The sequence below is a fragment of the Paralcaligenes ureilyticus genome, from assembly GCF_004346225.1.
GTDB classification, from domain to species: domain Bacteria; phylum Pseudomonadota; class Gammaproteobacteria; order Burkholderiales; family Burkholderiaceae_B; genus Paralcaligenes; species Paralcaligenes ureilyticus.
In genome coordinates this window covers 352,121-378,091 of the sequence record NZ_SMAJ01000001.1, presented here as the reverse complement: position 1 = coordinate 378,091, position 25,971 = coordinate 352,121, and the positions used below count along the sequence as shown (strand labels likewise).

The 25,971-nt window shown below is 57.8% G+C and carries 22 protein-coding genes; 12 read left to right on the top strand and 10 right to left on the bottom strand.

Annotated elements, in window-relative coordinates:
• Positions 1-18 precede the first annotated feature (18 nt).
• Both EDC26_RS01780 and EDC26_RS01775 read right to left on the bottom strand, forming a co-directional pair.
• Positions 19-1,323 (bottom strand): ABC transporter ATP-binding protein, encoded by a 1,305-nt coding sequence (locus EDC26_RS01780; protein ID WP_132579528.1) that lies wholly within the window; start codon positions 1,321-1,323, stop codon positions 19-21.
• 59 nt (positions 1,324-1,382) lie between these two features.
• The gene (locus EDC26_RS01775) at positions 1,383-3,137 is read right to left on the bottom strand and encodes an ABC transporter permease (protein WP_132579527.1); all 1,755 of its coding nucleotides are present in this window, start codon (positions 3,135-3,137) and stop codon (positions 1,383-1,385) included.
• Between the two features lie 53 nt (positions 3,138-3,190).
• On the opposite strand from EDC26_RS01775, the gene EDC26_RS01770 reads away from it, so the two are divergent.
• A complete protein-coding gene (locus EDC26_RS01770; RefSeq protein ID WP_132579526.1) occupies positions 3,191-4,486 on the top strand; it encodes a TIGR03862 family flavoprotein in 1,296 nt (431 codons plus the stop codon).
• Between the two features lie 132 nt (positions 4,487-4,618).
• On the opposite strand, the gene EDC26_RS01765 is transcribed toward EDC26_RS01770, so the two are convergent.
• The 5 genes from EDC26_RS01765 to EDC26_RS01745 form a co-directional block, all read right to left on the bottom strand.
• Positions 4,619-5,710, bottom strand: a complete 1,092-nt coding sequence (locus tag EDC26_RS01765; protein WP_132579525.1) for a tartrate dehydrogenase — start codon at positions 5,708-5,710, stop codon at positions 4,619-4,621.
• Positions 5,711-5,776: 66 nt separating this feature from the next.
• Positions 5,777-6,277: an Lrp/AsnC family transcriptional regulator gene (locus EDC26_RS01760; protein WP_132579524.1), complete on the bottom strand. Its 501-nt coding sequence runs from the start codon at positions 6,275-6,277 to the stop codon at positions 5,777-5,779.
• 190 nt (positions 6,278-6,467) lie between these two features.
• A complete protein-coding gene (locus EDC26_RS01755; protein ID WP_132579523.1) occupies positions 6,468-7,844 on the bottom strand; it encodes an aspartate aminotransferase family protein in 1,377 nt (458 codons plus the stop codon).
• A 252-nt stretch (positions 7,845-8,096) separates the two neighbouring features.
• Positions 8,097-9,023, bottom strand: a complete 927-nt coding sequence (locus EDC26_RS01750; RefSeq protein WP_132579522.1) for a 2-hydroxyacid dehydrogenase — start codon at positions 9,021-9,023, stop codon at positions 8,097-8,099.
• A 13-nt stretch (positions 9,024-9,036) separates the two neighbouring features.
• Complete coding sequence (locus EDC26_RS01745; protein ID WP_243700741.1) at positions 9,037-9,909, bottom strand: GNAT family N-acetyltransferase; 873 nt, start codon at positions 9,907-9,909, stop codon at positions 9,037-9,039.
• A gap of 319 nt (positions 9,910-10,228) precedes the next feature.
• Between EDC26_RS01745 and EDC26_RS01740 the strand changes: the two genes are divergently transcribed.
• The 11 genes from EDC26_RS01740 to EDC26_RS01690 all read left to right on the top strand — a co-directional run bounded on the left by EDC26_RS01740 (position 10,229) and on the right by EDC26_RS01690 (position 22,622).
• Positions 10,229-11,707, top strand: coding sequence for an aldehyde dehydrogenase family protein (locus EDC26_RS01740; RefSeq protein ID WP_132579521.1), 1,479 nt, complete (start codon positions 10,229-10,231; stop codon positions 11,705-11,707).
• 274 nt (positions 11,708-11,981) lie between these two features.
• A complete protein-coding gene (locus EDC26_RS01735; protein WP_132579520.1) occupies positions 11,982-12,650 on the top strand; it encodes a haloacid dehalogenase type II in 669 nt (222 codons plus the stop codon).
• Positions 12,651-12,667: 17 nt separating this feature from the next.
• Complete coding sequence (locus EDC26_RS01730) at positions 12,668-13,945, top strand: NAD(P)/FAD-dependent oxidoreductase (RefSeq protein WP_132579519.1); 1,278 nt, start codon at positions 12,668-12,670, stop codon at positions 13,943-13,945.
• Positions 13,946-14,061: 116 nt separating this feature from the next.
• Positions 14,062-15,615: an ABC transporter substrate-binding protein gene (locus EDC26_RS01725; protein ID WP_243700747.1), complete on the top strand. Its 1,554-nt coding sequence runs from the start codon at positions 14,062-14,064 to the stop codon at positions 15,613-15,615.
• 30 nt (positions 15,616-15,645) lie between these two features.
• The gene (locus EDC26_RS01720) at positions 15,646-16,602 is read left to right on the top strand and encodes an ABC transporter permease (RefSeq protein ID WP_132579517.1); all 957 of its coding nucleotides are present in this window, start codon (positions 15,646-15,648) and stop codon (positions 16,600-16,602) included.
• A complete protein-coding gene (locus tag EDC26_RS01715) occupies positions 16,599-17,558 on the top strand; it encodes an ABC transporter permease (protein WP_425012157.1) in 960 nt (319 codons plus the stop codon). Before EDC26_RS01720 ends, EDC26_RS01715 begins: the two co-directional genes overlap by 4 nt.
• A 4-nt stretch (positions 17,559-17,562) precedes the next feature.
• Positions 17,563-19,419: an ABC transporter ATP-binding protein gene (locus EDC26_RS01710; protein ID WP_243700740.1), complete on the top strand. Its 1,857-nt coding sequence runs from the start codon at positions 17,563-17,565 to the stop codon at positions 19,417-19,419.
• Positions 19,416-19,718, top strand: a complete 303-nt coding sequence (locus EDC26_RS01705) for a (2Fe-2S)-binding protein (RefSeq protein WP_132579515.1) — start codon at positions 19,416-19,418, stop codon at positions 19,716-19,718. The genes EDC26_RS01710 and EDC26_RS01705 overlap by 4 nt, the downstream gene beginning before the upstream one ends.
• Positions 19,719-19,729: 11 nt before the next feature.
• Positions 19,730-21,106, top strand: a complete 1,377-nt coding sequence (locus tag EDC26_RS01700; RefSeq protein WP_132579514.1) for an FAD/NAD(P)-dependent oxidoreductase — start codon at positions 19,730-19,732, stop codon at positions 21,104-21,106.
• Positions 21,103-22,233, top strand: a complete 1,131-nt coding sequence (locus EDC26_RS01695) for an NAD(P)/FAD-dependent oxidoreductase (RefSeq protein WP_132579513.1) — start codon at positions 21,103-21,105, stop codon at positions 22,231-22,233. The genes EDC26_RS01700 and EDC26_RS01695 overlap by 4 nt, the downstream gene beginning before the upstream one ends.
• 11 nt (positions 22,234-22,244) lie before the next feature.
• Entirely contained in the window at positions 22,245-22,622 is a 378-nt protein-coding gene (locus EDC26_RS01690) for a helix-turn-helix domain-containing protein (RefSeq protein WP_132579512.1), read from the top strand.
• A 28-nt stretch (positions 22,623-22,650) separates the two neighbouring features.
• Here EDC26_RS01690 and EDC26_RS01685 read toward each other — a convergent pair whose 3' ends face one another.
• Genes EDC26_RS01685 through EDC26_RS01675 form a run of 3 tightly spaced genes read right to left on the bottom strand, consistent with a single transcriptional unit; the run spans position 22,651 to position 25,948 of the window.
• A complete protein-coding gene (locus EDC26_RS01685; protein WP_132579511.1) occupies positions 22,651-24,264 on the bottom strand; it encodes a GMC family oxidoreductase in 1,614 nt (537 codons plus the stop codon).
• Positions 24,265-24,284: 20 nt separating this feature from the next.
• The gene (locus EDC26_RS01680; protein WP_132579661.1) at positions 24,285-25,085 is read right to left on the bottom strand and encodes an ABC transporter permease; all 801 of its coding nucleotides are present in this window, start codon (positions 25,083-25,085) and stop codon (positions 24,285-24,287) included.
• Entirely contained in the window at positions 25,082-25,948 is an 867-nt protein-coding gene (locus EDC26_RS01675) for an ABC transporter permease (protein ID WP_165930873.1), read from the bottom strand. Before EDC26_RS01675 ends, EDC26_RS01680 begins: the two co-directional genes overlap by 4 nt.
• Positions 25,949-25,971 lie beyond the last annotated feature (23 nt).

The following is a 25,971-nucleotide window of genomic DNA, read 5'->3' as shown; positions in this document are numbered from 1 at the left end:
GAAATAGAGTAAAACCGATCAGGATTCGATATCCTCCAGGCTGAAGGTTTCCGCCTGGTCGTCGTAAGAGAAAATCTCTGCATATCGTCCCCAATTGATGACGGCATCGAGTGTTTCTTCGGCTGCGCTGTCGGATAAAAAATCTTCAAGCTCCTGCTCAAAACGTACCCGCGGTGCACGATGCCCGGGCCGCTCATTAAGTACCTGGCGGATCCGCGCCGCCATGGGCACCGAGCGCACCAGATGCTCGGCAAACATCAGCTTGCGCTCCTGGGTATCGCCGTCGGCAAACAGCTTGCCCGCCTGGGTCAGCAAAATGTCGCCTTCGCGCATGTCGGCAAACCCCAAGTGCTGCAGCATCTCGGAGACAGGAAACAGGTCATCCACTTCAAGATGCAACGTACGGGCGATTTCAGGCAGATCGGCCTTGCCGTTGTAGGGAGCCATGGCCAGCGTTTCGACCAACCCGGCCATCAGATTGGTTGAAACCTGCGGCAGCCAGGCGCCCAGTTCCAGCTCCTTGTGGATGCCGCCCGTTGTTGCGCGGGCCGTCATCTGGGCGTAGATGTCGTCGACCAGCCGGCGAAACGCCGGGTCGAGGCGGTTGCGGGGATGCGCGAAGGGCACCTTGATTTCGGCGACGACGCGCCCCGGGTTGGACGACAGCACCAGTATCCGATCGCACATGAATACGGCTTCTTCAATGTTATGGGTAACGATCAGCACCGATTTGATTTTCAGTTGCCCCTCGTTCCAAAGATCGAGCAGATCGGTGCGCAGGGTTTCGGCGGTCAGCACATCCAGGGCGGAAAACGGCTCGTCCATGAGCAGCAGGGTCGGGTCGACCACCAGAGCCCGCGCGAAGCCCACGCGCTGGCGCATTCCGCCCGACAGCTCGCGCGGGTAGGCGTTTTCGAACCCGTCCAGGCCGATCAAGTCGATCGCCGCCAGCGCGCGTTTGCGGCGCTCTTGCGGATTGACGCCCAGCGCTTCCAGGCCGGCCTCCACGTTTTGCAGCACCGTTAACCACGGAAACAGCGCGAAGGTCTGGAAGACCATCGCGACGCCTTCGGCCGGGCCTTGCAACGATTCGCCTCTATATGTCACCGTGCCGCCGGTGGGTTTGATGAGGCCGGCGATGATGCGCAGCAGGGTCGATTTCCCCGAGCCCGAACGCCCCAGCAGCCCCACGATTTCGTTTTCGCTAAGAGTCAGGTTCACATCGTCGAGCACCAACAGCTCATCCTGCGACTTGTTAAAGCCGCGCCGAACATGCTTGACACACAGTATTTCATTGGCTGCGGCGTTTTCCGGATTTTGCATGGCAGGGTCTTCAGTAAGCGTTCGAGATAAAGAGATTGCGCCGGGCCGGGGTCATCGGCTTAATCCATGCGCAGTTTGGTATCGGCATAGGCATACAGAGGGCGCCACAACAGGCGGTTGAACAGGGTCACAAAGAGCGACATTACGGCCACGCCCAGTATGATTTTGGGGAAATCGCCAGCCGCCGTATTTTGGGCGATGTAGGAGCCCAGGCCGTGGGCGGCCACCTTGTCGCTGCCCCATGACACGTATTCTGAAACGATACTCGCGTTCCATGCTCCGCCCGAGGCCGTAATGGCGCCCGTTATGTAATACGGAAATATCCCGGGCAGGATGATTTTCTTCCACCATTGCCAGCCGCGAATCCGGAAGTTGGCCGCCGCTTCCTTGAAATCGTTGGGAAATGCGGTGGCGCCGGCGATGACGTTGAACAGGATATACCACTGGGTGCCGAGAATGATGAGCGGCGACAGCCAAATATCGGCGTTCAGATTGAATTTTACGATGACGACCACAAACGCCGGGAACAGCAGGTTGGCCGGGAAGGCCGCCAGAAATTGCGCCAGGGGCTGGACTTTTGCGGCCAGCGCGGGGCGCAGGCCTATCATTACGCCCAGCGGCACCCAGATAACGGACGCGATGGCGATCAGCACCAATACGCGCGCCAGGGTCAGCAGGCCCAGCAGGAAAACCTGTCCCACTTCGGACAGACCCACGCCGGTGCGCACATACGCGATCACGCGGAACATGACATAGGCGGTCAGCAGCAGAACGAGCAGCGCCCAGATGGCGTCGACCCATTTTGACGGCTTGCGGTCCATCTGCCTGGAGGCTGTTATAGGGCCCATCGAAAGGGCGGGCAAGCGTGCGGGGATACGGGCCAGTGTTGCCAGTATCCAGCCCACGGGCTTGAGCAATTGGGTAATCAGGCGAGTGCGCCGAATCAGGTCGAGCAGCCAGGATTGGGGCTCGGTGGCCGACATGGTGTTTTCCATGCGGAACTTGTCGGCCCACGCCACCAGCGGGCGGAACAGCAATTGGTCGTAAGCCAGAATAACCAGCGCCATGACAAGGATGACGTAGCCCACGCACTCGAGATTGCGCTGATCGATGGCGGCGGCCAGGTAAGAGCCGATCCCGGGCAGCGTAATCGTGTTGTTGCCCACCGTGATGGCTTCCGAGGCGACGACGAAAAACCAACCGCCCGACATGGACATCATCATGTTCCAGATTAGCCCGGGCAGTGAAAACGGCACTTCAAGCTTCCAGAATCGCTGCCAGGGCGTCAAATGAAAACTGCGCGACATCTCCAGCAGATCGCGCGGCACCGTGCGCAGCGACTGATAGAAGCTGAACGTCATGTTCCATGCCTGGCTGGTGAAAATGGCGAAGATGGCTGCGCATTCGGCGCCGACGACCCGGCCGGGGAAGAGGGCGATGAAAAACGTGACGGTAAAGGAGATGTAGCCCAGCACAGGCACCGACTGCAGGATATCCAGAATGGGCACCAGCACTTTCTCGGCGCGCCGGCTCTTGGCGGCCAGCGTCCCGTAGATCAGCGTAAACAGCAATGAGGCGACCATGGCCGCGAGCATGCGCAAAGTGGTGCGCAGCGCATACCCGGGCAGCATTGAGGGATCGAGCGATATCGCCTGGGTTTTGAGCACCGAGATCGGCGCCATGGTCTGGTGGTACCCCACCACCCCCATGGCGATCAGGCAGAGAATGAGCGGAAAAGCGATGAAATCCCAGCGATTGGGCAGAAGCCGCCACGCCGACGCGTTAAATGACGCACTAAGGATATTCACACGCATGTAGCGGCTCCGGCACTGATTTTCTTTTGCAGGCATGACACTACCATAATAATATGTCATCCATGTCCAAATCTCCCTACTCCGTCGCCGTAATAGGCGGCGGCCCGGCCGGCCTGATGGCAGCCGAAACGCTTGCCGCGGGCGGCGCGCGTGTCGATGTTTACGATGCCATGCCGTCGGTGGGCCGCAAATTCTTGCTGGCTGGCCGCGGAGGCTTGAATCTGACGCATAGCGAACTGGCTGCGGCCTTCAGATCGCGATTTGGCGCGCGCGCAGCGCAGGTGTCCCCATGGCTGGCGCAGTTCGACGCCCAGGCTCTGCGGCGGTGGGCCGACGAACTGGGGATAGAAACCTTTATCGGATCGTCGGGCCGGGTGTTTCCCACCGAGATGAAGGCGGCGCCCTTGCTGCGGGCCTGGCTGCAAAGGCTGCGCGCGGCCGGCGTGAATGTCCATACGCGTCATGTGTGGCGCGGCTGGGCGGGCGATGGCGCTTTGTTGCTGGACGCGCCCGGCGGCGCTGTTGTCCGGCGCGCAGATGCCGTGGTCCTGGCTTTGGGCGGGGGCAGCTGGGCGCGGCTGGGTTCAAATGGCGCATGGAAGACGCTGCTGGAACAAAAAGGGGTGGGTGTGGCGCCTTTGCTGCCTGCCAATGGTGGTTTCGTGGCGGATTGGAGCCCCTATTTTGCCGAGCGCTTTGCGGGCCAGCCGTTGAAATCGATCGCCATGGCGCCGGAAGGCTTTGAAATGCGTCGTGGCGAATGCATGGTAACCGCCGATGGCCTGGAAGGCGGGCTGATCTATGCGTGGTCGGCGTGCCTGCGCGATGCGCTGCTTGGCAAAGCCCGTGGTCAATGCGGTACTGGGCATGAACATTCGGCAAACTTGCGCGATACGCCGCTGGCCGAAGGGGCTGCGGTTTTGAATATCGATTTGCAGCCGGGGCGCGACGCCGCGTATGTGCTGGCCGAGGTCGCCAGGCCGCGCGGCGCCCGTTCCTGGTCCAGTCACTTGGGCAGCCGGCTGGGCCTGCATGGCGTCAAGGTCGGTTTATTGCGCGAATGCCTGCCAAGAACAGCCTTTGAGCATCCTGAAATTTTGGCGCGAGCCATCAAATGCCTGCCTGTGCGCCTTGTGGGCATGCGGCCGCTGGATGAGGCCATCAGTACGGCGGGTGGCGTGCAGTTCGATGGTTTGAATGACGATTTAATGCTGCGGGCTTTGCCGGGCGTGTTTTGCGCGGGCGAAATGCTGGATTGGGAAGCTCCGACCGGCGGCTACCTGCTGACCGCATGCCTGGCCAGCGGCCGCGTGGCCGGCAACGGGGTGATGCGATGGCTTGGCCTGTAGCGACAGGCCTTGTGCCTGTCATCGATGCAAGATACCAGTTTTGCTGGTCGGGGTTTTGCCACCCACAAGGGGTGGCACTACAGAATCCAGAGATATGTATTTGTAGTGGCACCCCTCGTGGGTGCCAACTGCCTAGTTCGAAGCCAGCAGCCGTTCGGCAATGGCCTTGCCCACGTCGGTTGTCGAGGCCTTGCCGCCTAAATCGGGGGTATGCGGACCCGATATCAGCACCGCCTTGATCGCGGCAAGAATAGCATCGTGAGCCTCGTGCCCTGCCCCCTTGCTGTTGGTCAGGAAGTCGAGCATCATGGCGCCCGACCAGATGGCCGCGACCGGATTGGCGATGTTCTTGCCATAGATATCGGGCGCCGAGCCGTGCACGGGCTCGAACAACGACGGAAAACGGCGTTCCGGATTCAGGTTGGCCGAGGGAGCCAGGCCGATCGTGCCGGTGCAGGCGGGCCCAAGATCGGACAAGATGTCGCCGAAAAGGTTGGAGGCCACGACCACGTCAAAGCGCTCCGGGCTTAACACAAAGCGGGCGCATAGAATGTCGATGTGCTGCTTGTCCCAACTGATGTCGGGGTACGCGCTGGCCACTTCGCTGGCCCTCGCATCCCACCAGGGCATCGAGATGGAAATACCGTTGCTTTTGGTGGCCACGGTGACGTGTTTGCGAGCCCGCGTTTTTGCCAGCTCGAAAGCAAACTTCATCACCCGTTCTGTGCCGCGGCGCGAAAAGATCGACTGCTGCATGACCACTTCGTTTTCCGTGCCTTCATACATGATGCCGCCAACCGACGAGTACTCGCCTTCGGTGTTTTCGCGCACGATCAGCATATCGATATCGCCCGCGGTGCGGCCGGCCAGCGGGCTGCGCACCCCGGCAAAGGTTTGCGCCGGCCGCAGATTAATATACTGGTCGAATTCCCTGCGAAATTTCAGCAGTGAGCCCCAGAGCGAAATGTGGTCAGCGACGATGGCGGGCCAGCCCACGGCGCCGAAATAAATCGCATCCATGGGAAGAAGCAGCTCTTTCCAGTTGTCGGGCATCATGCTGCCGGTCTGTGCGTAATAGTCGCAACTGGCCCAGTCGAACTCGACGAGTTCCAGCGCAATGCCAAAACGCTGCGCGGCGGCTTTAACCACGCGTAAACCCTCGGGAATGACCTCCTTGCCAATACCATCTCCTGGGAGGACTGCAATCTTGTAGTGTGTTTTCATTGTGTGGGGTATTTGAAAGGTTTGGAGTTGAATCAAAATCCGTCAGCGGGTACCGTACAAAGACGTTCATCCCACAGGCGGCAGGAATTTTTCCAGCGATGGGTTGCTTTTGACGAAAGGTGATTTGATGACGATATAACTGAAATACTTGTCAATGCACAGATGCTGTTCAAGCAGGCCTTCGATAACGCTTTGGTAATGGGAGACCCCGTGGGTCACAAATTTCAACAGGTAATCGTAGCCGCCACTGACCAAATGGCATTCCACTATCTCATCGATATTGCGTATGCCCCGCTCGAATCGGGCGAAATCTTCGCTACGGTGGTCGGCAAGCGTCACCTCGGTAAAGACAATTTGGACGTTGCCCAGTTTCTCCAGCGGGATATGCGCGCCGTAACCGGTGATGTAGCCGGCCTTCTCAAGGCGCTTGACGCGGATCAGGCAAGGGCTTTGCGACAAACCTACTGCATCGGCAAGCATGACGTTGGTGATGCGGCTGTTTTTCTGGAGATGGGAAAGTATGCGTATATCTATTCGGTCGAGCTTTAGGGCCCCGCTGGCTATCATAGTGACTCCGAAATCAGATTTACAACTTTCTATTCCCGCCCTCATCCTATCATGTGTAGACGTGCCCGGCGACGTGCACCGGGCCTTGGAAAAATGAGAGCTCGTGCCAGCGGCATTCGCCAATATAACGATTATGTGCGGGCCTTTGCAAACGGCCAAACGATATTTACACTCACCTGAAAAGGTGAGGCTAGGCGAGCGAGCGCCGCACATCGGGCAGGCCAAGTACTTCATCCAGAATGGCTTTCAGGCGCTCGAAAAGCAGGTTGAGTTCCGCGTCGGTGTAACAAAGCGCGGGCGCAAAGCCCAAGGCGTTGTCGCCAAATGCGCGGAAGATCAGCTTGTGGCGGTAGGCGATCTCGGCAATCCGTTCGCTCAGTTTCAATGAGGGATCGAAGCGGCGTTTGCTGGCCTTGTCGGCGACCAGTTCGAGCGCGCCCAAAAGGCCTTTGCTGCGTGCATCGCCCACCAGCGGGTGCTGCATAAGATCGCGCAGCCCTTGCTCAAAATGCGGCGCCACCGCCTGGCCGTTGGCCAGCAAGCCGCCTTCGTGATAGAGCCGCAATGCTTCAAGGCCAATCGCTGCGCTGACAGGGTGCGCCGAATAGGTTTGCCCGTGACCAACGGGCGAGTCTGGAGAGCTATCGGCAATAACGTTATAAACCGCGTCGGACATCAACACGGCTCCCATAGGGGCATAGCCTGCGGTCAGGCCTTTAGCCACGGTCATCAGGTCGGGTTCGACGCCTTCGGCCTCGCAGGCAAAGAGAGGGCCGGTGCGGCCAAAGCCGGTAATCACTTCGTCCACGACAAATAAAATCCCAAGTTCACGGCAGGTCCGAGACATGGCTTTGAGCCAGCCGGCGGGCGGCACGATAACGCCGCCCGATCCTTGTATGGGTTCGCAGAAAAAAGCCGCTACGTTATCAGCACCGAGCTGTTGTACTTTGGCCCGCAGTGCGTCGGTAGAACCCTGGATCACGGCGCCCGCGTCATGGCCCACCGGATTGCGGTAGGGATAGGGCGACGCAATATAGTGCTGATTCGCCGTGGGGACGTCGAAATTCAGATGAAAACTCGGTATGGCGGTCAGGCCTGATCCCATCAACGACGATCCGTGGTAGCCGCGCTCCAGCGAAATGAAGTGTTTCTTTTGCGGTAAACCTAAAGAATTGGAATGGTGGATGATGTAGCGGATGGCCGTATCAATGGCGTCGGATCCACCGAGTGTGAAGTAAATATGCTGCAGCGAGGCGGGGGTCAGTTCAATCATCTGCGCAGCAAGCCTGATGGCGGGCTCGCTGCCAAAGTGAAAATAGCCCGTCGCGTAAGGAAGGCGTGTCATTTGTTCGGTGGCCGCCCGAATAATGCTTTCTTGCCCGTAGCCGGTATTGACGCACCACAACCCTGAAAAAGCGTCCAGCAACTCGTTGCCCTGCTTGTCGCGCAAGTAGGCGCCATGCCCCGACTCCAGAATGGTTACGCCGCGCTTTTCGTGCGCGCGAAAATTGACGACCGGGTGAATGAGGTGGCTGCGATCGAGTGCAACAAGAGCGGTGTTTTGCATGATTCTTCCTGAGGTTATCCTGTACTCATCTTAAGCTGGGTCCTACAGTAATAGCTGGCAAGATGCAGGGTCAAAATCGAGAAGAATTGGGTATTTCAGGCGAATTCGACATAATTTGCCGTTTGCATTGTGCAAGGCAGATTTGAGTCGAGTCATTCCCTTTCTAAATCAACCGTGCACTTTGTCAGCTTCGCTTGTCGTACCTGGTTGTACTGCCTGCGCTTCGCTTTCGCGATTGATTTGGAAACGGAATCAATAGCCCAGGGCGCGATCGATCACGCCCTTTAAAGGCTCGCCGCGTTGATGGCGGCGAATATTATCCAGCGTCACCATCGCAGCCGTCTCCGGTTGGGTCAGGCTGGCGATGTGGGGGGTCAGGATAATCTTGGGATGGCCCCAGAACGGGTGTTGCGGCGGCAGGGGCTCGGGCTCGCACACATCCAGAATGGCGGCCGACAAATGGCCGCTATCGAGCGCCGCGAGCAAATCGGCGTTACGCAAATGCCCGCCACGGCCGACATTGATAATAGCGGCCCCTTTGGGCAGGGCGTCAAAGAGTTCCTTGTTTAGGATACCGCGTGTGCTGTCTGTCAAAGGCAATAGACAAATCAGTATATCGACGTTCTCCAGAAAAGGCCGGCGCTCCTGGTCGCCGGCATAACAGGCCACGCCCTCGATGGAATGCGCCGAACGGCTCCAGCCCGCACACTGAAAACCAAATGAACCGAGTCGTCGCAGCACCGATTGCCCTAAAACACCCAGCCCCATCACCCCGACCCGGCTCGATGACGCGCGCCGGGTTTCGTGGGCCTGCCAAATCTTCTTGCCCTGTTGCTGTGCATAAAGAGACGACTGAAGATGCACGGACAGCACCGCGTGCATAACGTATTCCACCATGCCCGCGGCAATACCCGGCTCGATCATGCGTACGATGTGGACATGCTTCGGTATGGTCGAGAAATCGAATTGATCGATACCGGCGCCAATTGAAAACACGATCTCGAGATTGGGGAATAAGGTCGCCAGCTTATCGGGAGGCTGCCAGGCGGCCAGATAGCGAATTTTCGCCGGGTCGCCGAAATCGGGCCACGAGAAAAACGGGATATCCGGCGCGTTTTCGGTAAAAAGGCGGGCCCATATGGCTCCGCGCACCGGGTCCGATTTATACAGGAAGCTCATGGGCCGGCGGCGTTTAGCCCAGCGCCTGATTGACCAGTCCGAAGATACGGGCCTTGGGTGCCGGGCGCGGCGCGGTTCCCTTGACCATGGAAACCACGGTATCGACCTGAATCAGCCCGATTTCGCTAAGCCATGGGCTCAATTCGGTATCGGCTGGAACGTCGATACGGATAAATGAGCCGGTGTACATGCCGGCCCAGTGGCTAATCATTGCCTTTGCTCGTTCGATATCGGGTGCAACGACTGGACCAATAACGCGGCCATGGCCGAAACGGCGCACTAGGGCAAACCCGATAATTTCGCCGCCATGATCAATGGCAACCCCATCGGAGGCGGCAAGCAGGCTCTCGATCATGGGCGACCGATCTGCGCCGAATGCCAGTGCGTCCAGAGCCGCCAGCTTGGGCTTGTCGTTGGCCCCGATTGGGCGGATGCGCTCTCCCGGCGCCAGCGGAATAAAAGCAGGCTTTAACGCTGCGCTTTGGTGTTGGTGCACTTTTCCGGTCGGTGTAAAACCCAGCTTCCGATATAGCGGTTCGCCCGCAATAGTCGCGTTCAATTGAACGCTGCGGTCGCCAATTTCTTCCAGCACCCGGCTCATGAGCCGACGGCCAAGGCCTTGTCCTTGCATGGCGCTGCTGACAATGACCATGCCCAGCGACGCATGACTTTTCCCATAACGCCAGAATAGAGCCGTACCGAGCAATTCCGGCACAGGGTCTCCTTCGCCTTCGAGCACGAATCCGTGACCCTGCTCGTAGACAAACTGCCAGTCTTCGAGCCGGTGCGGCCACAGTAAGGCCAGAGAAAGCTGTTGAGCCGGAACAAGATCTTTGCTGTCGAATGGGCGCAAGGTAATTTGGGGAGTCACAGTTTGGTCGTTCACAAAACACTCCTTATGGATAAGCCACTTTGGCATGGCAAAACTGGAATTGATAGGACGATCTTGTTGGGCTTCGTTATTCCCCCGCCAGAGGGTTATCAGCGGCTGGATTGTGTCTATAGGCATGCCGGCTCGAACGATTGCGGCCTTGCGCGCAGGATCCGCCGTTGCGCCCAAAACAACGCAATTTTGTGATGTTGCTTTCCGGCTTTACGGCAAGAAATGCGTGGCGCCTGGGCTTAGTATTTAAAAAATCAAAATGCTTGCTGCGCTACACGCACCGATGCGTGTATGTGCGGCTTCGATTATTACAGGATGATTGATGAAAAACTTTTCCCCGGATCAGGTATCGGTTAGAAGCGCCCATTTTATCGGGGGCGAATATATAGAGACTCAGCCCGATTTATTTGAGGTGCTGCGACCCTCGGACGGACATGCCTATGCCGGTTTGCCTGTGGCCGATGCGGACATGGTCAACCGCGCTGTCGAGAACGCTTTACACGCCTGGAAAACCAGTTGTTGGGCGACGCAGCCGCCGCGTGACCGCGCGCGGATTCTGCGGCGGTGGGCCGATCTGATCGACGCCGACGTGGATACGCTGGCGGCCATGGAGGCCGTGGGCTCGACTCGCCCGCTGCGTGACGCCAGAACGTGGGATGTGCCTTTTACCGCCGAAGGGATTCGTTTTTTTGCCGAATGCGCCGATAAGCATGGGGGCGACGTCGCCGCGACCGGCAGCGATCAACTGGGCATGGTCATTTCCGAGCCCTATGGGGTCATCGGCGCGATTGCCCCCTGGAACTTTCCCTTGGTCATGGCGTCGTGGAAAGTGGGCCCCGCGCTGGCCGCAGGCAATGCCGTTGTCCTCAAGCCCTCTGAAATGACGCCTTTCACGGCGCTGCGTTTAGCCGAGCTGGCCATTGCCGCGGGGATGCCGGCGGGCATTTTCAATGTCATACAAGGCAACGGCCAGGTCACGGGGGACAGCTTGTGCCGTCATCCCGGGATATCCAAAGTGACCTTTACCGGGTCTACGCGAACCGGCGCGGCCATTATGCGTGCGTGCGCCGAGACGGGCACCAAGCCGGTCACACTCGAACTGGGCGGAAAAAGCCCGCAGATCGTCTTTGCCGACGCACCCGACCTGGCCAATGCGGCCCGCGTGATCGCGCGCGCCATATCGGGTAATGCCGGGCAGGTATGCAACGCGGGGTCGCGATTGATCGTGCAGCGCTCTATTGCGGAGCGAATCGTCGGCGATATTTCAACTTTCTTCTCCACCCTGAAGGCGGGGCATACCTGGGCTTGCGACACGACGCTGTCGCCGATTATTTCCAATACCCAGGCCGACCGGATAGAGAGCATTGTCGGCCGCTCTGTCCAGGCCGGCGCGCAAGTCGTGAGTGGCGGGCAGCGTGCTTCGGTGGCCGGAAATGGTGCCTATTATCTGCCCACCATTCTTACGGGCCTGTGCGATGGCATGGACGCGTTGACCCAGGAAATATTCGGGCCGGTACTGACCGTGCAAGTATTTGACGACGAAAGCGAAGCATTGGCGCTGGCCGATCATCCCGATTATGGGCTGGCGGCGGGCCTATACACCGCCGACCTGGGGCGGGCAATGCGGCTTGCGCGCGGCCTGGAGGCAGGCAACGTATGGATCAATCGTTATGGCCGGTCGGCAGACTTCGTCATCCCGACGGGAGGGTACAAGCGCTCCGGCATAGGAAAGGATCTCGGAATGCAGGCGTTCGAAGCCAGCCGGCGTAGCAAAAGCGTGCTGATCGACTTAACCAAGTGAAGTAGGGTTCCTACCTATGGCGCAGGCTCGAAAACCCGCGATTTTCAGCTCCAAAATACGGCCCGGCAAACTATGCTGACTGAGCGGCTTAAAACGGCTATTTCTGTTTTGCGGCAGGGTAAAAAAGGAGCGTTCTTGATTTGAGCGCATGGTGTAATTCTTGGCATGAGCTGTTGTGAAATTCTTGATGCACACAGCGCAAGCTTCTTATTAATCAACGTTGGCCGGGGAATGTCTCCGGCAGACAAAACGACATAACCAGAGGACGGCGACGATGGCTACTTTCAGGCCTAAATTCATTACTTTCGATTGTTACGGCACCCTTACGCAGTTTCAAATGTCGGACCTGGCCAGAAGCCTGTTCGCCGATCGCGTCTCTGCGCAAGACATGCCGGTATTCGTTCAGCAATTTGCCGCCTACCGCCTGGACGAGGTGCTGGGCGCCTGGAAACCGTACAAAGACGTCGTAACCAATGCGGTGAAGCGCACTTGCCGCCGCTGGGGCATTGCAACGACCGATGCCGAGGCTGCGAAGTTCTACGAAGCCGTCCCGACATGGGGGCCTCACCCCGATGTGTCTGCGCCGTTGGCGCGAGTGGCCAAAGAGTTCCCTCTCGTCATTTTTTCGAATGCCGCCGACGAGCAAATCCAGCATAACGTCGACAAGCTCGGTGCGCCTTTTCACAAGGTCTTTACGGCACAGCAGGCACAAGCCTACAAACCGCGTTTGACGGCCTTCGAATATATGCTGGACCATTTGAACTGCGGCCCGGAGGACGTGCTGCACGTTTCATCCAGCTTGCGCTACGACCTGATGTCCGCGCACGACATCGGCATCAAGAACAAGGTTTTCGTGGCCCGCGGCCATGAACCCTCGACGCCTTATTACGGCTATACGGAAATCCGCGATATAAGCGGCCTTCCCGCGGTGGTTGGCCTCTAGTTGCCGAGAAGAGCGACATGAAGCTCGAATCCTACTGGCTCGATACGGCGCCCCGATTTTCGGGTGGGGCGCAGGGGTCGGTTCCGATGCAAACCGATGTGGTGGTCATCGGCGGCGGTTTCACCGGCCTGTCGGCGGCTGTCTCGCTGAGCCGAAAAGGCCGCTCCGTTGTGTTGCTCGAGGCCGGTCGGATTGCCGGCGAGGCTTCCGGCCGTAATGGCGGCCAGTGCAACGGCGGTCTGGCCCACGATTTTTCGACACTGGCCAATCGGCTGGGGGCCGAAAAAGCCAAAGAGCTTTACCAGTCGTTTACCGCGGCGGTGGATACAGTGGAAAAGGTCGTCGGCGACGAGGGACTGGACTGCGATTTTCATCGCTGCGGCAAGCTCAAGCTTGCCGCCAAGCCCGAGCACTACTCGAAACTGCAACAGCAATACGAGGTTTTGCATCCCGATGTCGACCCGGATCTGGCGCTGGTTTCTCCGCAAGAGCTGCACGCAGAAATAGGCTCCCATGGTTTCCACGGTGCCTTGCTGCAAAAAACCAGTGCGCAATTGCATGTCGGGAAGTTTGGCAGCGGTTTGGCCAATGCGGCGGTACGTCGCGGTGCGACTATTTTTGAATCCGCTCGCGTTACCAAACTGAAGCCGATTTCCGGACAGTCTTACCAGGTGTCTTGCAGCAAGGGCACCATCAAGGCCAAGCAGGTGCTATTGGCCACGGGCGGTTGCGGGGTAGGGCCGTTTTCGTATTTCAGGCGTCGTTTGGTGCCGGTAGGCAGTTTCATTATCGCCACCGAGCCATTGTCCGAGGAACTGCTCGAGCAGATTATGCCGGGGCGCAGAAATTACGTCACGACAAAAAATATCGGTAACTATTTCAGGATAACGCCCGATCATCGCTTGTTGTTCGGAGGCCGCGCGCGGTTTGCAACGTCCAACCCGCGTTCGGATGAAAAAAGCGGCCACTTGCTGCACAAGGCCATGCTGGAAATATTTCCGGATCTGGCCGGTACACGTATTGACTATTGCTGGGGTGGGTCGGTCGATATGTCTGCCGATCGCCTGCCGCGTGCTGGTGTACACAATGATTTGTTTTACTCGCTGGGTTATAGCGGCCACGGAGTCCAGATGTCGGTGCATATGGGCCAGATCATGGCCGAAGTCATGGAGGGACAAGACGCACGTAATCCGTGGCGCGCAATGAATTGGCCGCCGATATTCGGCCATTTTGGGAAGCCCTGGTTTTTGCCGTTGGTAGGGGCGTATTACAAGCTTAAGGATAAATTGAGTTGATAGGCAGGCTATAGATTTCAATAACTTTGTTTTCTACACGAAGAGGGTGTTCCATGACTAACAAAACATACAAGCAGGATCAGCTGGCCCACGCAACCGAGGACGACAACACCCCTATGGCAGGCGGTGGTGTTACGCGCCGCGACATGATGCGTACTCTGCTGGCCGGCAGCATAGTGATGTCTGCGGGTGGGTTGCTGACCGCCACAGGCACGGCTTTCGCGCAAACGCCGCGCCGTGGCGGCAAGATCAAGATTGCGACGCAATCGAGTTCGACGGCCGATACGCTCGATCCGGCCAAGAGCGCACATTCGACCGACTACACTCGCGTCAACATGTTCTACAACGGGCTGACGACGCTTGATGAAAAGCTCGCTCCGCAAATGGTTCTTGCCGAGGCGATGAGCTCCAGCGATGCAACGCTGTGGACGATCACGCTGCGCAAAGGCGTTCTCTTCCATGACGGTCAGCCGCTGACACCGGCTGACGTGGTGTTTTCCCTGCTTCGTCACAAAGACCCGGCCACGGCCTCCAAGGTCAAGGTCATTGCCGATCAGTTCGAGTCCATCAAGGCCACGGGCCCCAATGAAGTGCAGATCCAGCTCAAAAGTCCCGATGCCGACCTGCCTGTCGTGCTTGCCACGGCTCAGTTCCTGATCATCAAGAACGGCACCACCACGTTCACCACGGCCAACGGAACGGGCGCGTTTAAATGCCAGGAATTCGTGCCCGGTGTTCGCACAGTGGGCGTACGCAACGAACATTATTGGAAATCCGGCAGACCCTACCTCGACGAAGTGACTCTGTTTGGCATCCCGGACGAAGCCGCTCGTGTCAATGCCTTGCTGTCGGGCGACGTGCAGTGGATCAATGAAGTCAATCCGCGTTCGACGAAGCGCATCGACTCGGCGGCCGGCTATAACGTGCTGGAAACGAAATCGGGCCTGTACACTGACTTGGTCATCCGCCAGGATGTGGCGCCCGGCAATAGCGCCGATTTCACGATGGGCATGAAGTACCTGATGGATCGGGAGGAAATCAAGTCGGCGGCGTTTCGCGGCTTTGCCGTCCTGGGTAACGATCAGCCTATCGACCCCACGAACCGTTTCTATTTTGCCGGCCTGCCGCAACGTCCGTACGATCCCGAGAAAGCCAAATTCCATTTGAAGAAGGCCGGGGTTCTGGGCACGACAATTCCGCTGGTGGCGTCGGTGGCGGCCACCGGGTCGGTGGATATCGCTTTGCTGATGCAACAATCGGCGCAAAAAATAGGCCTCAAGCTCGATGTGAAGCGTATGCCGGCCGACGGTTACTGGTCCAATTACTGGATGAAGTCGCCGGTGGGCTTCGGAAACATCAATCCGCGCCCCAGCGCCGACATCCTGTTCACTCAGTTTTTCAAGTCTGATGCGACCTGGAATGAATCCGGCTGGAAGAACGCGCAGTTCGATCAGCTGCTGCTTGCGGCTCGAGGGGAAACCGATACCGCCAAGCGGGCAAAAATGTACGTTGATATGCAAACGCTGGTCCATGACAAGGGAGGAATTGGGATCCCTGTCTTTATTACCAATCTGGAAGGGATCAGCCGCAAGATCAAGGGAATTCAACGCATCCCGTTGGGGGCATTCATGAACTACACCTGTGCGGAGTATATCTGGCTAGAGGCCTGATCATCTCCTTGATCGGAAAGGAAAAAAGAGATGAATGGCACAATCAGTCGGCTGGTGCTCAACCGGATCGGGCTCGGAGTCTTAACGCTGTTCCTGGTGTCGCTGGGCGTTTTCGTCATTACGAACCTGTTGCCTGGCGATGCGGCGCAAACCGCCTTGGGCCAGGCGGCTACGCCAGCCACGGTCGCAGCGTTGCGCTTGCAGTTTGGGCTGGATCAGCCCGCTCCATTGCGTTATATGCATTGGTTGATCGGCTTGCTGTCGGGAAACCCGGGGTTTTCACTGGTCAACAGCCTGCCCGTGGCCAGCCTGATCGCGGGCAGGCTGCCCAGCTCGTTGTTGCTGGCCGGGATTACGACGGCGGTGTCGGTGCCTATTGCGTTGGTGCTTGGCATTACCACCGCCATGTACAAAGGCTCGGCCTATGACCGCATAATCAATGTGGGCACCATTTCCCTGGTGTCGGTGCCGGAATTCCTGGTGGCTACCATTGCCGTGCTGATCTTTGCGGTCAAGCTGGGTTGGCTGTCGGCGTTATCCCATACCGCCGATATTCACTCCGTAGGTGAATTCCTGAAGATATATGCCATGCCCGTGATGACGCTGTGCTGTGTCATTGTGGCGCAGATGGCGCGCATGACGCGCGCCGCCATCATCGACCAATTGAGTTCGTCTTATGTGGAAATGGCCGCGCTCAAAGGCGGCAGTCCAACCCGTATTGTGCTTCTGCATGCCTTGCCCAATGCCATCGGGCCCATTGCCAATGCCATTGCCCTGAGTCTTTCTTACCTGCTGGGCGGGGTCATCATCGTTGAGTCCATATTCAATTATCCCGGCATCGCCACCCTGATGATCGATGCGGTATCCACCCGCGATATGCCTTTGATTCAAGCCTGTGCGATGATTTTCTGCCTGGCGTATCTGCTATTGGTTATGGTCGCCGATATATGCGCCATTGTCTCCAACCCCAAGCTGAGGAATCGATGAGCCGCACGCCAACCTCTCCTCCAGACACGGCCGTCATGTCCGTAGAGTCTTTGGACGGCTCCGGGCTCGAAGCCCGCGCCGCCATGCCGTCGCCGCCTCCTGCCGGGTCAAAGCGCGCGCCGTCGCGGTGGCGTTTTCCCGTGTCCAAACTCAGCCTGTTGGGCTTGCTCATCGTATTTTTCTGGCTGCTTATGGCATTGATTGGCCCATTGATTGCGCCTTACGATGCAAGCAAGATTGTCGATACCGATGTGTTTAGCGGAATGAGCAGCGCGTTCTGGCTGGGAACCGATTATCTGGGCCGCGATATGCTAAGCCGCATTCTTTACGGCACCCGATACACCGTCGGCCTGGCGTTGACGGCCACTGTGCTGGCCAGCACCGCCGGCACCATTCTGGCGCTGTGCGCCGCGATTAGCGGCGGCTGGATCGATTCGGCCCTGAGCCGGGCCATTGACGCGTTGATTTCGCTTCCCAGCATGATGTTTGCGCTACTCATGGTCGCTTCGTTCGGTTCTTCAGCCGAATTGTTGATCATTACCGCGGCGATCATTTATATGCCGGGGTCTTATCGCATAGCCCGTGCGCTTGCCGTAAACGTGCAAACCATGGAATATGTTCAGGCGGCGCGCGCTCGCGGCGAGGGCGCGCTATATATCATGTGCATCGAAATGCTGCCCAATATGATCCGTCCGGTTCTGGCCGATTTTGGGCTTCGTTTCGTTTTTGTCGTTTTGTTGTTAAGCGGCCTGAGCTTCCTCAGCCTGGGCATACAACCGCCTGAAGCGGACTGGGGGTCGCTGGTTCGCGAAAATATTTCAGGCCTGGGCCAGGGAGCTCTGGCCGTCATCACGCCGGCGCTCGCTATTGCCACCTTAACCATCGGGGTCAATTTGCTGATAGACAATCTGCGTCGAAAAACCCGAAGCGGCGAAGGGGAAAGCGGAAATGGATAAGGTCATGGACCCCACGAGAATCGTCGATGTATCGGGTTTGCGTGTCGTGGCGCACGGAGAAACAGGCGAAACGATTGCCATTGTCAGGGATATTTCCTTTTCGATCGATCGCGGTGAAGTCCTTGCGCTGATAGGCGAATCGGGTTCCGGAAAGACCACGATAGCCTTGTCGCTAATGGGCTATGCCCGGTCAGGCTGCCGCATTGTGGGCGGCCGCATACGTATCGGCAAGCACGACGTCTTGTCGTTGGATGCCGGGCAGCTGGCCGGTATTCGGGGCCACACGGTCTCGTACATTGCGCAAAGCGCCGCGGCGGCATTCAATCCGGCCAAGACACTCATGAATCAGGTCATTGAAAGCGCCTTGATTCATAAAACGATCCCACGCGAAGCCGCGCAGAAAAAAGCGGTGGAGCTCTTTCGCGCGCTGGCTTTGCCCGATCCGGAACATATCGGCCAACGCTATCCTCATCAAGTCTCGGGCGGGCAATTGCAACGCGTCATGGCCGCCATGGCGCTCATTACCGACCCCGATCTGGTCATTATGGACGAGCCCACCACGGCGCTCGATGTCACCACCCAAATTGAAGTGCTGCGCGCATTCAAGAGGGTGGTCAAGGAGCTGGGTACAACGGCCGTCTATGTTTCGCACGATTTGGCTGTCGTCGCGCAAATGGCCGATCGCATCGTCGTGTTGAAAGACGGGCAGATGCGTGAAGCGGGGACCACCGAACGCATTCTGGCGGCCCCCGAAAACGCCTATACCCAAAGCCTGCTTGCCGCCGCCGCTCCCGAACCCCGCATGCTCCCGCCTCTGCCCGAAGAGCGGGTTCAGGGCGTGCCTTTGTTGCAAATAACCGGGCTGCTTGCCGGCTATGGCAAGCCCGATTCGAAGGGGATCCCATCCATTTGCGTTCTCGATGACATCAATCTATCGATACGGCGGGGGACCACCGTAGGAATTATCGGGGAGTCCGGTTCCGGCAAGACAACCCTGGCGCGAGTGGTCGCAGGCATGATTGCCCCGTTTGGCGGCAACATTGCCTTGGATGGCGTATCGCTGTCACCGGCACTGTCGGGCCGTACTCGCGAACAGTTCCGCCGCATTCAGATTGTTTTCCAGAACGCTGATACGGCGCTCAATCCCTCCCACTCGATCGGGCGCATTCTGGCGCGTCCGCTTGCCTTCTATCACGATATGAGTGGCAAGGCGCAGCGCCGGCGCATACTCGAACTGCTGGATCTGGTGCAATTGCCCGCCAGCGTTTTCGATCGCCTTCCGGGGGAGTTGTCGGGAGGACAGAAGCAGCGTGCGAATTTGGCGCGGGCGCTGGCCGCCAAGCCCGACTTGATCCTGTGCGACGAGGTCACTTCAGCGCTGGATACGGTTGTCGGCGCGGCGATTCTCGATCTTCTGGCCGATCTGCGGCGCGAGCTGAATGTCTCGTATATGTTCATTAGCCACGATATCAGCACCGTGCGGGCCATTTGCGACGAAATCATTGTGCTGTATGCCGGCCGGATGGTTGCCGTGCGCCCTCGTGAGGCACTGGCCGAACCCCCTTATCATCCTTACTCGCATCTGCTGATGTCATCGGTGCCCGAACTGCGCACAGGCTGGCTCGACCGGGTTTGCAGCCGCCCCGTTGAACAGTTGCCTGTCCTCCAGGCCTCGGCCGCGTTTCCTGGTGTTTGTCCGTTTCTGGGTCGCTGCGCTTTGCGTGTCGACGGGGTATGCAACAAGACGCCGCCGCCTACCCGTGAATTAAGCAATAGCAGTCGAATCCTGTGCCATCGCACTGAAGCCGAACTCAAGAGCCTGCAGGCTCCGTTGACCTTGCTCGAAGGGGTTGCCGCATGAACGCACCTTTGATGAACTCCACCGCTCCACGTTTCATCCGCCTGGCCGAAACCGATCGGGCTCGCATCGACTTCTATATCGATGGATTTTCCGCCCACGCTTTGGAAGGCGACACCTTGATGGTGGCCATACTCAATAACAGCGGCCACTTGCGGGAATCCGAATTTGGCGATGGGCACCGTTCGGGTTTCTGCATGATGGGGGCGTGCCAGGATTGTTGGGTGTGGACCGAAACCGGCTCTCGATTGCGAGCCTGCGGAACGGCTGTGAGTAGCGGCTTGCAGATATTTACGCGCTAGCCGGAGGCGACATGGTTCAAACTCGCGTAGTCATTGTAGGCGCCGGCCCGGCAGGGGTGCGTTGCGCCGAAACACTGGTCAAGGCCGGGCTGCGGCCCCTTGTCATTGATGAGGGGCAACGCGACGGCGGTCAGGTTTATCGACGCCAGCCTGAAAACTTTACCCGTTCATATAAAACGCTTTACGGCACCGAGGCGGGGCGCGCCGAATCACTGCATCGCACGTTCGACGCCTTGCGCGGGAAAATCGACTATAGGCCCGAAACGCTTGCGTGGAATATCAGCGAGGGCCGTCTGCATCTGTCCGTAAACAATCGCACCTCCAGCCTGGCTTACGACCGCCTGATCCTGTGCACGGGTGCAACCGACAGGTTAATGCCCGTCAAAGGCTGGCATCTGGCGGGGGCCTACAGTCTGGGCGCCGCGCAGATTGCCCTTAAATCGCAGGCGTGCTCGATCGGGCGCAAGGTCGTCTTCATGGGCACTGGCCCCTTGCTGTATTTGGTCGCTAGTCAATATATCAAGGCGGGTGCGCAGGTGGCCGCCGTGCTGGATACCGCGAGCACCCTGGATCAGCTCAAGGCTTTGCCTAATCTAATGGCCAGACCAATGCTGCTCAAGAAAGGCATCGCGTTGGTCAATGCTATAAAGCGCGCGGGAGTGCCGGTACTGAAACACATCGAACCGGTTGAAATTCTAGGCCAGGCCCAAGCGGGAGTGCGGGGCGTGCGCTATCGCCAACATAATGGTGAAGCTCTTGAGCTGGATTGCGATGCGGTCGCGGTCGGCTACCACTTGCGCGCCGAGACCCAACTGGCCGATCTGGCCCGTTGCGAGTTTGTCTTTGAGCCTGCGTCGCGCCAATGGCTGCCCAAGATCGACGTCGATGGGCGCAGCTCCGTGGCGGGCGTGTATCTGGCCGGTGATGGCGTGCGCATTCTGGGCGCGGACGCGGCAGAAATTGCGGGGCGCCTGGCCGCATTGGCGTTGCTGAAAGATCTGGGTCGCGACATAGAGCCTGGCCAGTTAAACGCCCTACGCAAGCAGCAGGAACGTATGGACCGCTTTCGCCGGGGATTGGCGCGAGCTTTTCCATGGCCCGCGCAACAGACGGCGTGCATCCCGGATGATGCATTTGTATGCCGCTGCGAAAGCGTGAGCGTCGGTGAATTGCGCCGCGTCGTGAGCGAGACAGGCGCCGCTGAATCGAATCGGGCCAAGGCTTTCAGCCGGGTGGGCATGGGCCGCTGCCAGGGGCGCTACTGTGGACACGCCGGCGCTGAAATTATCGCGGACGCGGCAGGCATAGGGGTTTCCGATGTGGGCCGCCTGCGTGCCCAGGCACCGGTCAAGCCCCTGTCCATTAAAACGACCGAGGATGAAGCGTGAGTGTCCAAAAAACAGATGTGATCATCGTTGGCGGCGGCATCATGGGTAGCGCGGCCGCATTTTTCTTGCGTCAGCGAAAACGGTCCGTGACTCTCCTGGAGCGAGGGCTGGTGGGGCAACAGGCCAGCGGCGTCAATTTTGGCAATGTACGCCGTCAGGGACGCTGCCTGCCGCAACTGCCGCTGGCGAATCGTTCGCGCGATATTTGGGGGCGGTTGCCCGAACTGATTGGCGATGATGCCGAGTTCCTCGTTTCGGGCCATGTTCGGGTGTGCTACGACCCTGATCGTATGGGTATGTTCGAAACGTATCAGCGTGAAGCGCGCGCTTATGGCCTTGATCTTGAGCTGCTTTCCGGCTCGTCCATGCGCGCCAAATTTCCGTTCCTAGGGCCCGAAGTTTACGGAGCCTCGCACGCACCGATTGACGGCCACGCCAATCCACGCCTTGCCGCTCCGGCGTTTGCGCGGGCTGCAAAAAGGAATGGAGCGCAGATTTTCGAGAACACTGAAATTTCCGTTATTGAAAAAGAAGGCGAAGATTTTCGTGCCACCAGTCGTGACGGCCGCGTATTCCAGGCCCCCTGCCTGTTGATTACCGCCGGCGCCTGGGCTGATAAGCTTTGTGCACAGTTTAATGAGCCCGTGCCGCTGGTGGCGCGCGGCCCTCAAATGGGCGTGACTGAGCCCGTCCCTTACGGCATCGGGCCCGCCGTAGGCGTTTCGTCCGGCATAGAACAGGAGGGCCTGTATTTCAGGCAGGTGGAACGTGGAAATATTGTTTTTGGCGGCGGAGGGCGCGGACCCGCTTACCCAGACAAGCTGCGGGCTTATGTCATACCCGAAAACACCTTGAATCAGTTCAAGCAGTTGCAGCGCTTGGCGCCCGGCCTGAGCAATTTGAATATCATCCGCGTGTGGAGCGGTATAGAAAGCTATTTACCGGATGATTTGCCGGTCATGGGGCCCAGCGCTAACACCTCCGGCCTGTTTTATGCCTTTGGATTTTGCGGGGAAGGTTTTCAACTCGGCCCTGGGGTCGGTGACGTGATGGCCGAACTGATTGATGCTGGCAGCACGACCACTCCCATCGAACCTTTTCTGATGAAACGCTTCTCAAATAGGTAAGTCGATTCGACATGGCTCACGATACATTTTTCACCAATACGCGCAGAGACGTCGTAGATGGGGCCATCGCGTACATGGGCAAGCACCTTCGCGACCGTATCAGCCTGGAGCAGTTATCCGCCATTACTCAACTCAGCGTGTTCCATTTTTCGACTCTGTTCAGAAAGGAGGTAGGTGTCGCACCGTACCGCTATCTGTGCATGTTGCGGGTCGAGCGCGCACAAATATTATTGCGCCAGGGGCGGCGCCCCTCCGATGTCGCGATCGAGGTCGGTTTTTTTGATCAAAGCCATTTGTCGCGCCACTTCAAGAATATTTGCGGCATGACGCCTGGGCGCTACGTGGGTTCTCATTATCGTGAGTATCGGCCCGGCTCGACACATGAGTAAAAAGGATTGGGCCTATCCGGCAAGCGGTTCAGGCCGTTGCGGTTGCATCATCCAGAATCATGTCGCTGGCCTTTTCGGCAATCATGACAGTTGGGGCGTTCGTGTTGCCTGAAACCAGGTTAGGCATGATGGAGCAGTCCACAACACGTAAACCACCAAGCCCGTAGACTCGAAGCCTTGGGTCCACCACCGCCATGGAGTCGACCCCCATCTTGCAGGTGCCCGAGGGGTGATACACGGTGTCGCCATTGCCACGTGCAAACTTCAGTAACTCTTCGTCGGTCTGAACCTGAAACCCTGGCAAGTATTCCGAAGCAAGGTAGTCCTTCATGGCGCGGGCGCCAACCAGCTTGCGAGAAAGCTTCAGGCCTTCTACAACACAGCGCTGATCGATTTCTGCAGAAAGGTAATTGGCCGTAATCGCCGGCGCTTCGTATGAGTTACGGGAAACGACCATGACTGTACCGCGAGACTGGGGGCGGAGTTGGCAGATGGAGAACGTACTGCCTGACCATTTGTGGGGATCGGAGTGCACCACTTCTGCCGATGATGACATTGCCGCGAAATGGAATTGGATATCGGGTGTTTTTGATTCGGGCAAGACGCGTGTGAACATCCCGCCGGGGGTCGACGAGCATGCCAGGGCTCCTTTGCGGAACAATGCATATTGCAGCCCGAGACCAATGCGGCCAGCCAGGGTGCGCAAGCTATCGTTGACGGTGATGGGTTTGGATATTTTGTACATAGGGCGTACTTGCACGTGATCTTGCAAGTTTTCTCCCACACCGGGCAGGTCATGAACGACCGCTATTCCTTTCGATTTCAAAAAAGAGGCGCTTCCCACACCAGACAGCTGCAGTAATTGGGGGCTTTGGATTGCACCGGCCGCCACGATGATTTCTTTGTGCGCCTTGGCGGTATAGGTTTTCCCTTTTCGCTTGTACTGCACGCCGGACGCCAGGCGGCCGTCGAATAGTATGGTGTTGACGTGGGAGTTGATTCCTACGTGTAAGTTCGCCCGTTTGCGTATGGGCCTCAGATACGCCACGGCCACACTGCAACGCCAGCCGTTGTGGATGAAGAACTGATAATATCCGCAGCCCTCCTGCGATTCGCCATTGAAGTCATCGGTGCGCGGGATGCCGATTTCTTCGCCCGCGTTGAATAGCGCCTCCATGAGTTCATGCCTTTCACGCACATCGGACGACCAAAGTGGCCCGTCGCCTCCGTGGAATTTGCTGGCGCCTCGCGAATTGTGTTCCGATTTAATGAAGTAAGGGAGTACGTCTTTCCATCCCCATCCGATATTGCCGGCGTCGGCCCAGGAATCATAATCGGCGGATTGGCCGCGGATGGATATCATGCCGTTGATTGAACTGGAACCGCCCAGACAACGCCCTCGAGGCCAAAACAATTTACGGTTGTTCATTCCCGGTTCGGGCTCGGTATAGAATCGGCGGCTATACCGTTCGTTGTAGATTGTCTTGCCATATCCCAGGGGGACATGAATCCACAGATTTTTATCCTCCGGACCATCTTCGAGGAGCAATACAGAGTATTTTCCCGACGCCGTCAGTCTGTTTGCTAAAACACATCCAGCCGATCCCGCACCAATTACGATGTAGTCATACGTCGAGTTCAACACGCACTCCTTGCCATTTTTTATCGATCTGATTTCTTTCGGCTTAGCAGCATCAATAAAACAAGCGCGAAAGACGTTACAGTGAGCACCGTACTGATCGCTGCGATTGTCGGATCGATTTCATCTCTTAGGGACGTGAACATGCGTTTCGTCAAGGTTTGATATTGGCCGCCAGAAATAAATAAAGCGACGATCGTCTCGTCCAGCGATTGGATGAATGCAAAAATTGCTCCGGTAATTACGCTGGGCCATATCTGAGGCAATGTCACGGCCAGGAAGCTGCGAAAGCGGTTCATTCCCAGGCTTCGAGCGGCCATCTCTTGCGCTTTATCGAATCCTTGCAGGCCCGCCGTCACAGCCGTCACGACATACGGGATGCCCAACATAACATCTGCCAGAATCAGGCCGGGAATGGATGCCAACAATCCCGTGCGGGCATATACGAAAAACACGCCAATGGCGATAATGATGATCGGGATGATCATGGGTAGTAGCAGCACTACCTTCAAATACCGCACTATGGATGAGCTCGAGTTGTCCATGGCGTAAGCGGCCGACACTCCGAGCGGTGTTGCAATCAAGGTGGTTGCAACAGCCACGATCAGGCTGGTGCGCCCGGCGGACATCCACGCTGAACTGTCAAAAAAGGCGATATACCATCGCAAGGAATATCCAGGAGGCGGAAAACTCAGGAAGCGGGAAGAGGAAAACGATATGGGAAAAACAATCAGCACTGGCAAGATCAAAAAAAACAGCACTAGCCCCACATAGATAAATAGCAGCAGGCGGCTAACAGAGTGTTGAGTGGCGTGTTGAGTCATTTTCCCAATATCCGATCCAAAGGAATAATCCGGCTGACGATATAGAACACCGCCAACACACACAACAATAGAACGACGCTTACAGCGCTCGCTGCTCCCCATTGGTTATAAAGTTCGACGTTTCGGGCGACGACCATCGATACCATAATGGTCCGGCCGCCTCCCATCAGTTCCGGGGTAATGTAAAAGCCCAGACACAAGACGAATACCAGTGTCGTGCCGGCCAGAACGCCGCTTAAAGACATCGGAAAAAAGACTCTCAGGAATACGTGCAGAGGCGAGCCGCCCAAGCTGGAGCCGGCCATCATCAGATCCGTTGGAATTTTCTGCATCGTTGCGTACAACGGCAAGATCATGAAGGGAAGCAAAATGTGGACCATCGCGATCACCGTGCCGAGCTGGTTGTTTGCCAAGGTAATCGGCGAGTGGGTTAAACCTAAAGACATCAGCACGCTATTGACGACCCCCGTGCGTTGCAGCAGGATCAGCCACGCGTAGGTTCTAACCAGAACACTGGTCCAGAATGGCAATACCACCAACATAAGGACTACGATGGCCGATCGCCGCGGCAGTTTGGCCGCTACATAGGCCACCGGATAACCTAGTAGCAAGGTCAGGGCGGTTACGATGACGCTGATTTTAAAAGTCAGCGCAAATGTCCTCCAATAAATCTCGTCGTGCCAGATTCGGCTGTAATGTTCCAGCGTGAGGCCGTTGCCATAGAAAGATTGCCAGAACAGCCATGCCAGCGGGATGAGCAAAAGCACAAACACGACAAGCAGGGCCGGAGACATCAGCAGCAGCATCAAGCCCTGCTCGCGCCGGCGGTGCGAATCTGATGGGTTGGCAAGAGATACTCTCAACGACGCGCTCCAGTCCGAGATTT

Coding starts and splice junctions, on each gene's coding strand:
- EDC26_RS01780 (WP_132579528.1), bottom strand. CDS start 1,323: ATGCAAAATCCGGAAAACGCCGCAGCCAATGAAATACTGTGTGTCAAG.
- EDC26_RS01775 (WP_132579527.1), bottom strand. CDS start 3,137: ATGCGTGTGAATATCCTTAGTGCGTCATTTAACGCGTCGGCGTGGCGG.
- EDC26_RS01770 (WP_132579526.1), top strand. CDS start 3,191: ATGTCATCCATGTCCAAATCTCCCTACTCCGTCGCCGTAATAGGCGGC.
- EDC26_RS01765 (WP_132579525.1), bottom strand. CDS start 5,710: ATGAAAACACACTACAAGATTGCAGTCCTCCCAGGAGATGGTATTGGC.
- EDC26_RS01760 (WP_132579524.1), bottom strand. CDS start 6,277: ATGATAGCCAGCGGGGCCCTAAAGCTCGACCGAATAGATATACGCATA.
- EDC26_RS01755 (WP_132579523.1), bottom strand. CDS start 7,844: ATGCAAAACACCGCTCTTGTTGCACTCGATCGCAGCCACCTCATTCAC.
- EDC26_RS01750 (WP_132579522.1), bottom strand. CDS start 9,023: ATGAGCTTCCTGTATAAATCGGACCCGGTGCGCGGAGCCATATGGGCC.
- EDC26_RS01740 (WP_132579521.1), top strand. CDS start 10,229: ATGAAAAACTTTTCCCCGGATCAGGTATCGGTTAGAAGCGCCCATTTT.
- EDC26_RS01735 (WP_132579520.1), top strand. CDS start 11,982: ATGGCTACTTTCAGGCCTAAATTCATTACTTTCGATTGTTACGGCACC.
- EDC26_RS01730 (WP_132579519.1), top strand. CDS start 12,668: ATGAAGCTCGAATCCTACTGGCTCGATACGGCGCCCCGATTTTCGGGT.
- EDC26_RS01725 (WP_243700747.1), top strand. CDS start 14,062: ATGGCAGGCGGTGGTGTTACGCGCCGCGACATGATGCGTACTCTGCTG.
- EDC26_RS01720 (WP_132579517.1), top strand. CDS start 15,646: ATGAATGGCACAATCAGTCGGCTGGTGCTCAACCGGATCGGGCTCGGA.
- EDC26_RS01715 (WP_425012157.1), top strand. CDS start 16,599: ATGAGCCGCACGCCAACCTCTCCTCCAGACACGGCCGTCATGTCCGTA.
- EDC26_RS01710 (WP_243700740.1), top strand. CDS start 17,563: ATGGACCCCACGAGAATCGTCGATGTATCGGGTTTGCGTGTCGTGGCG.
- EDC26_RS01705 (WP_132579515.1), top strand. CDS start 19,416: ATGAACGCACCTTTGATGAACTCCACCGCTCCACGTTTCATCCGCCTG.
- EDC26_RS01700 (WP_132579514.1), top strand. CDS start 19,730: ATGGTTCAAACTCGCGTAGTCATTGTAGGCGCCGGCCCGGCAGGGGTG.
- EDC26_RS01690 (WP_132579512.1), top strand. CDS start 22,245: ATGGCTCACGATACATTTTTCACCAATACGCGCAGAGACGTCGTAGAT.
- EDC26_RS01680 (WP_132579661.1), bottom strand. CDS start 25,085: ATGACTCAACACGCCACTCAACACTCTGTTAGCCGCCTGCTGCTATTT.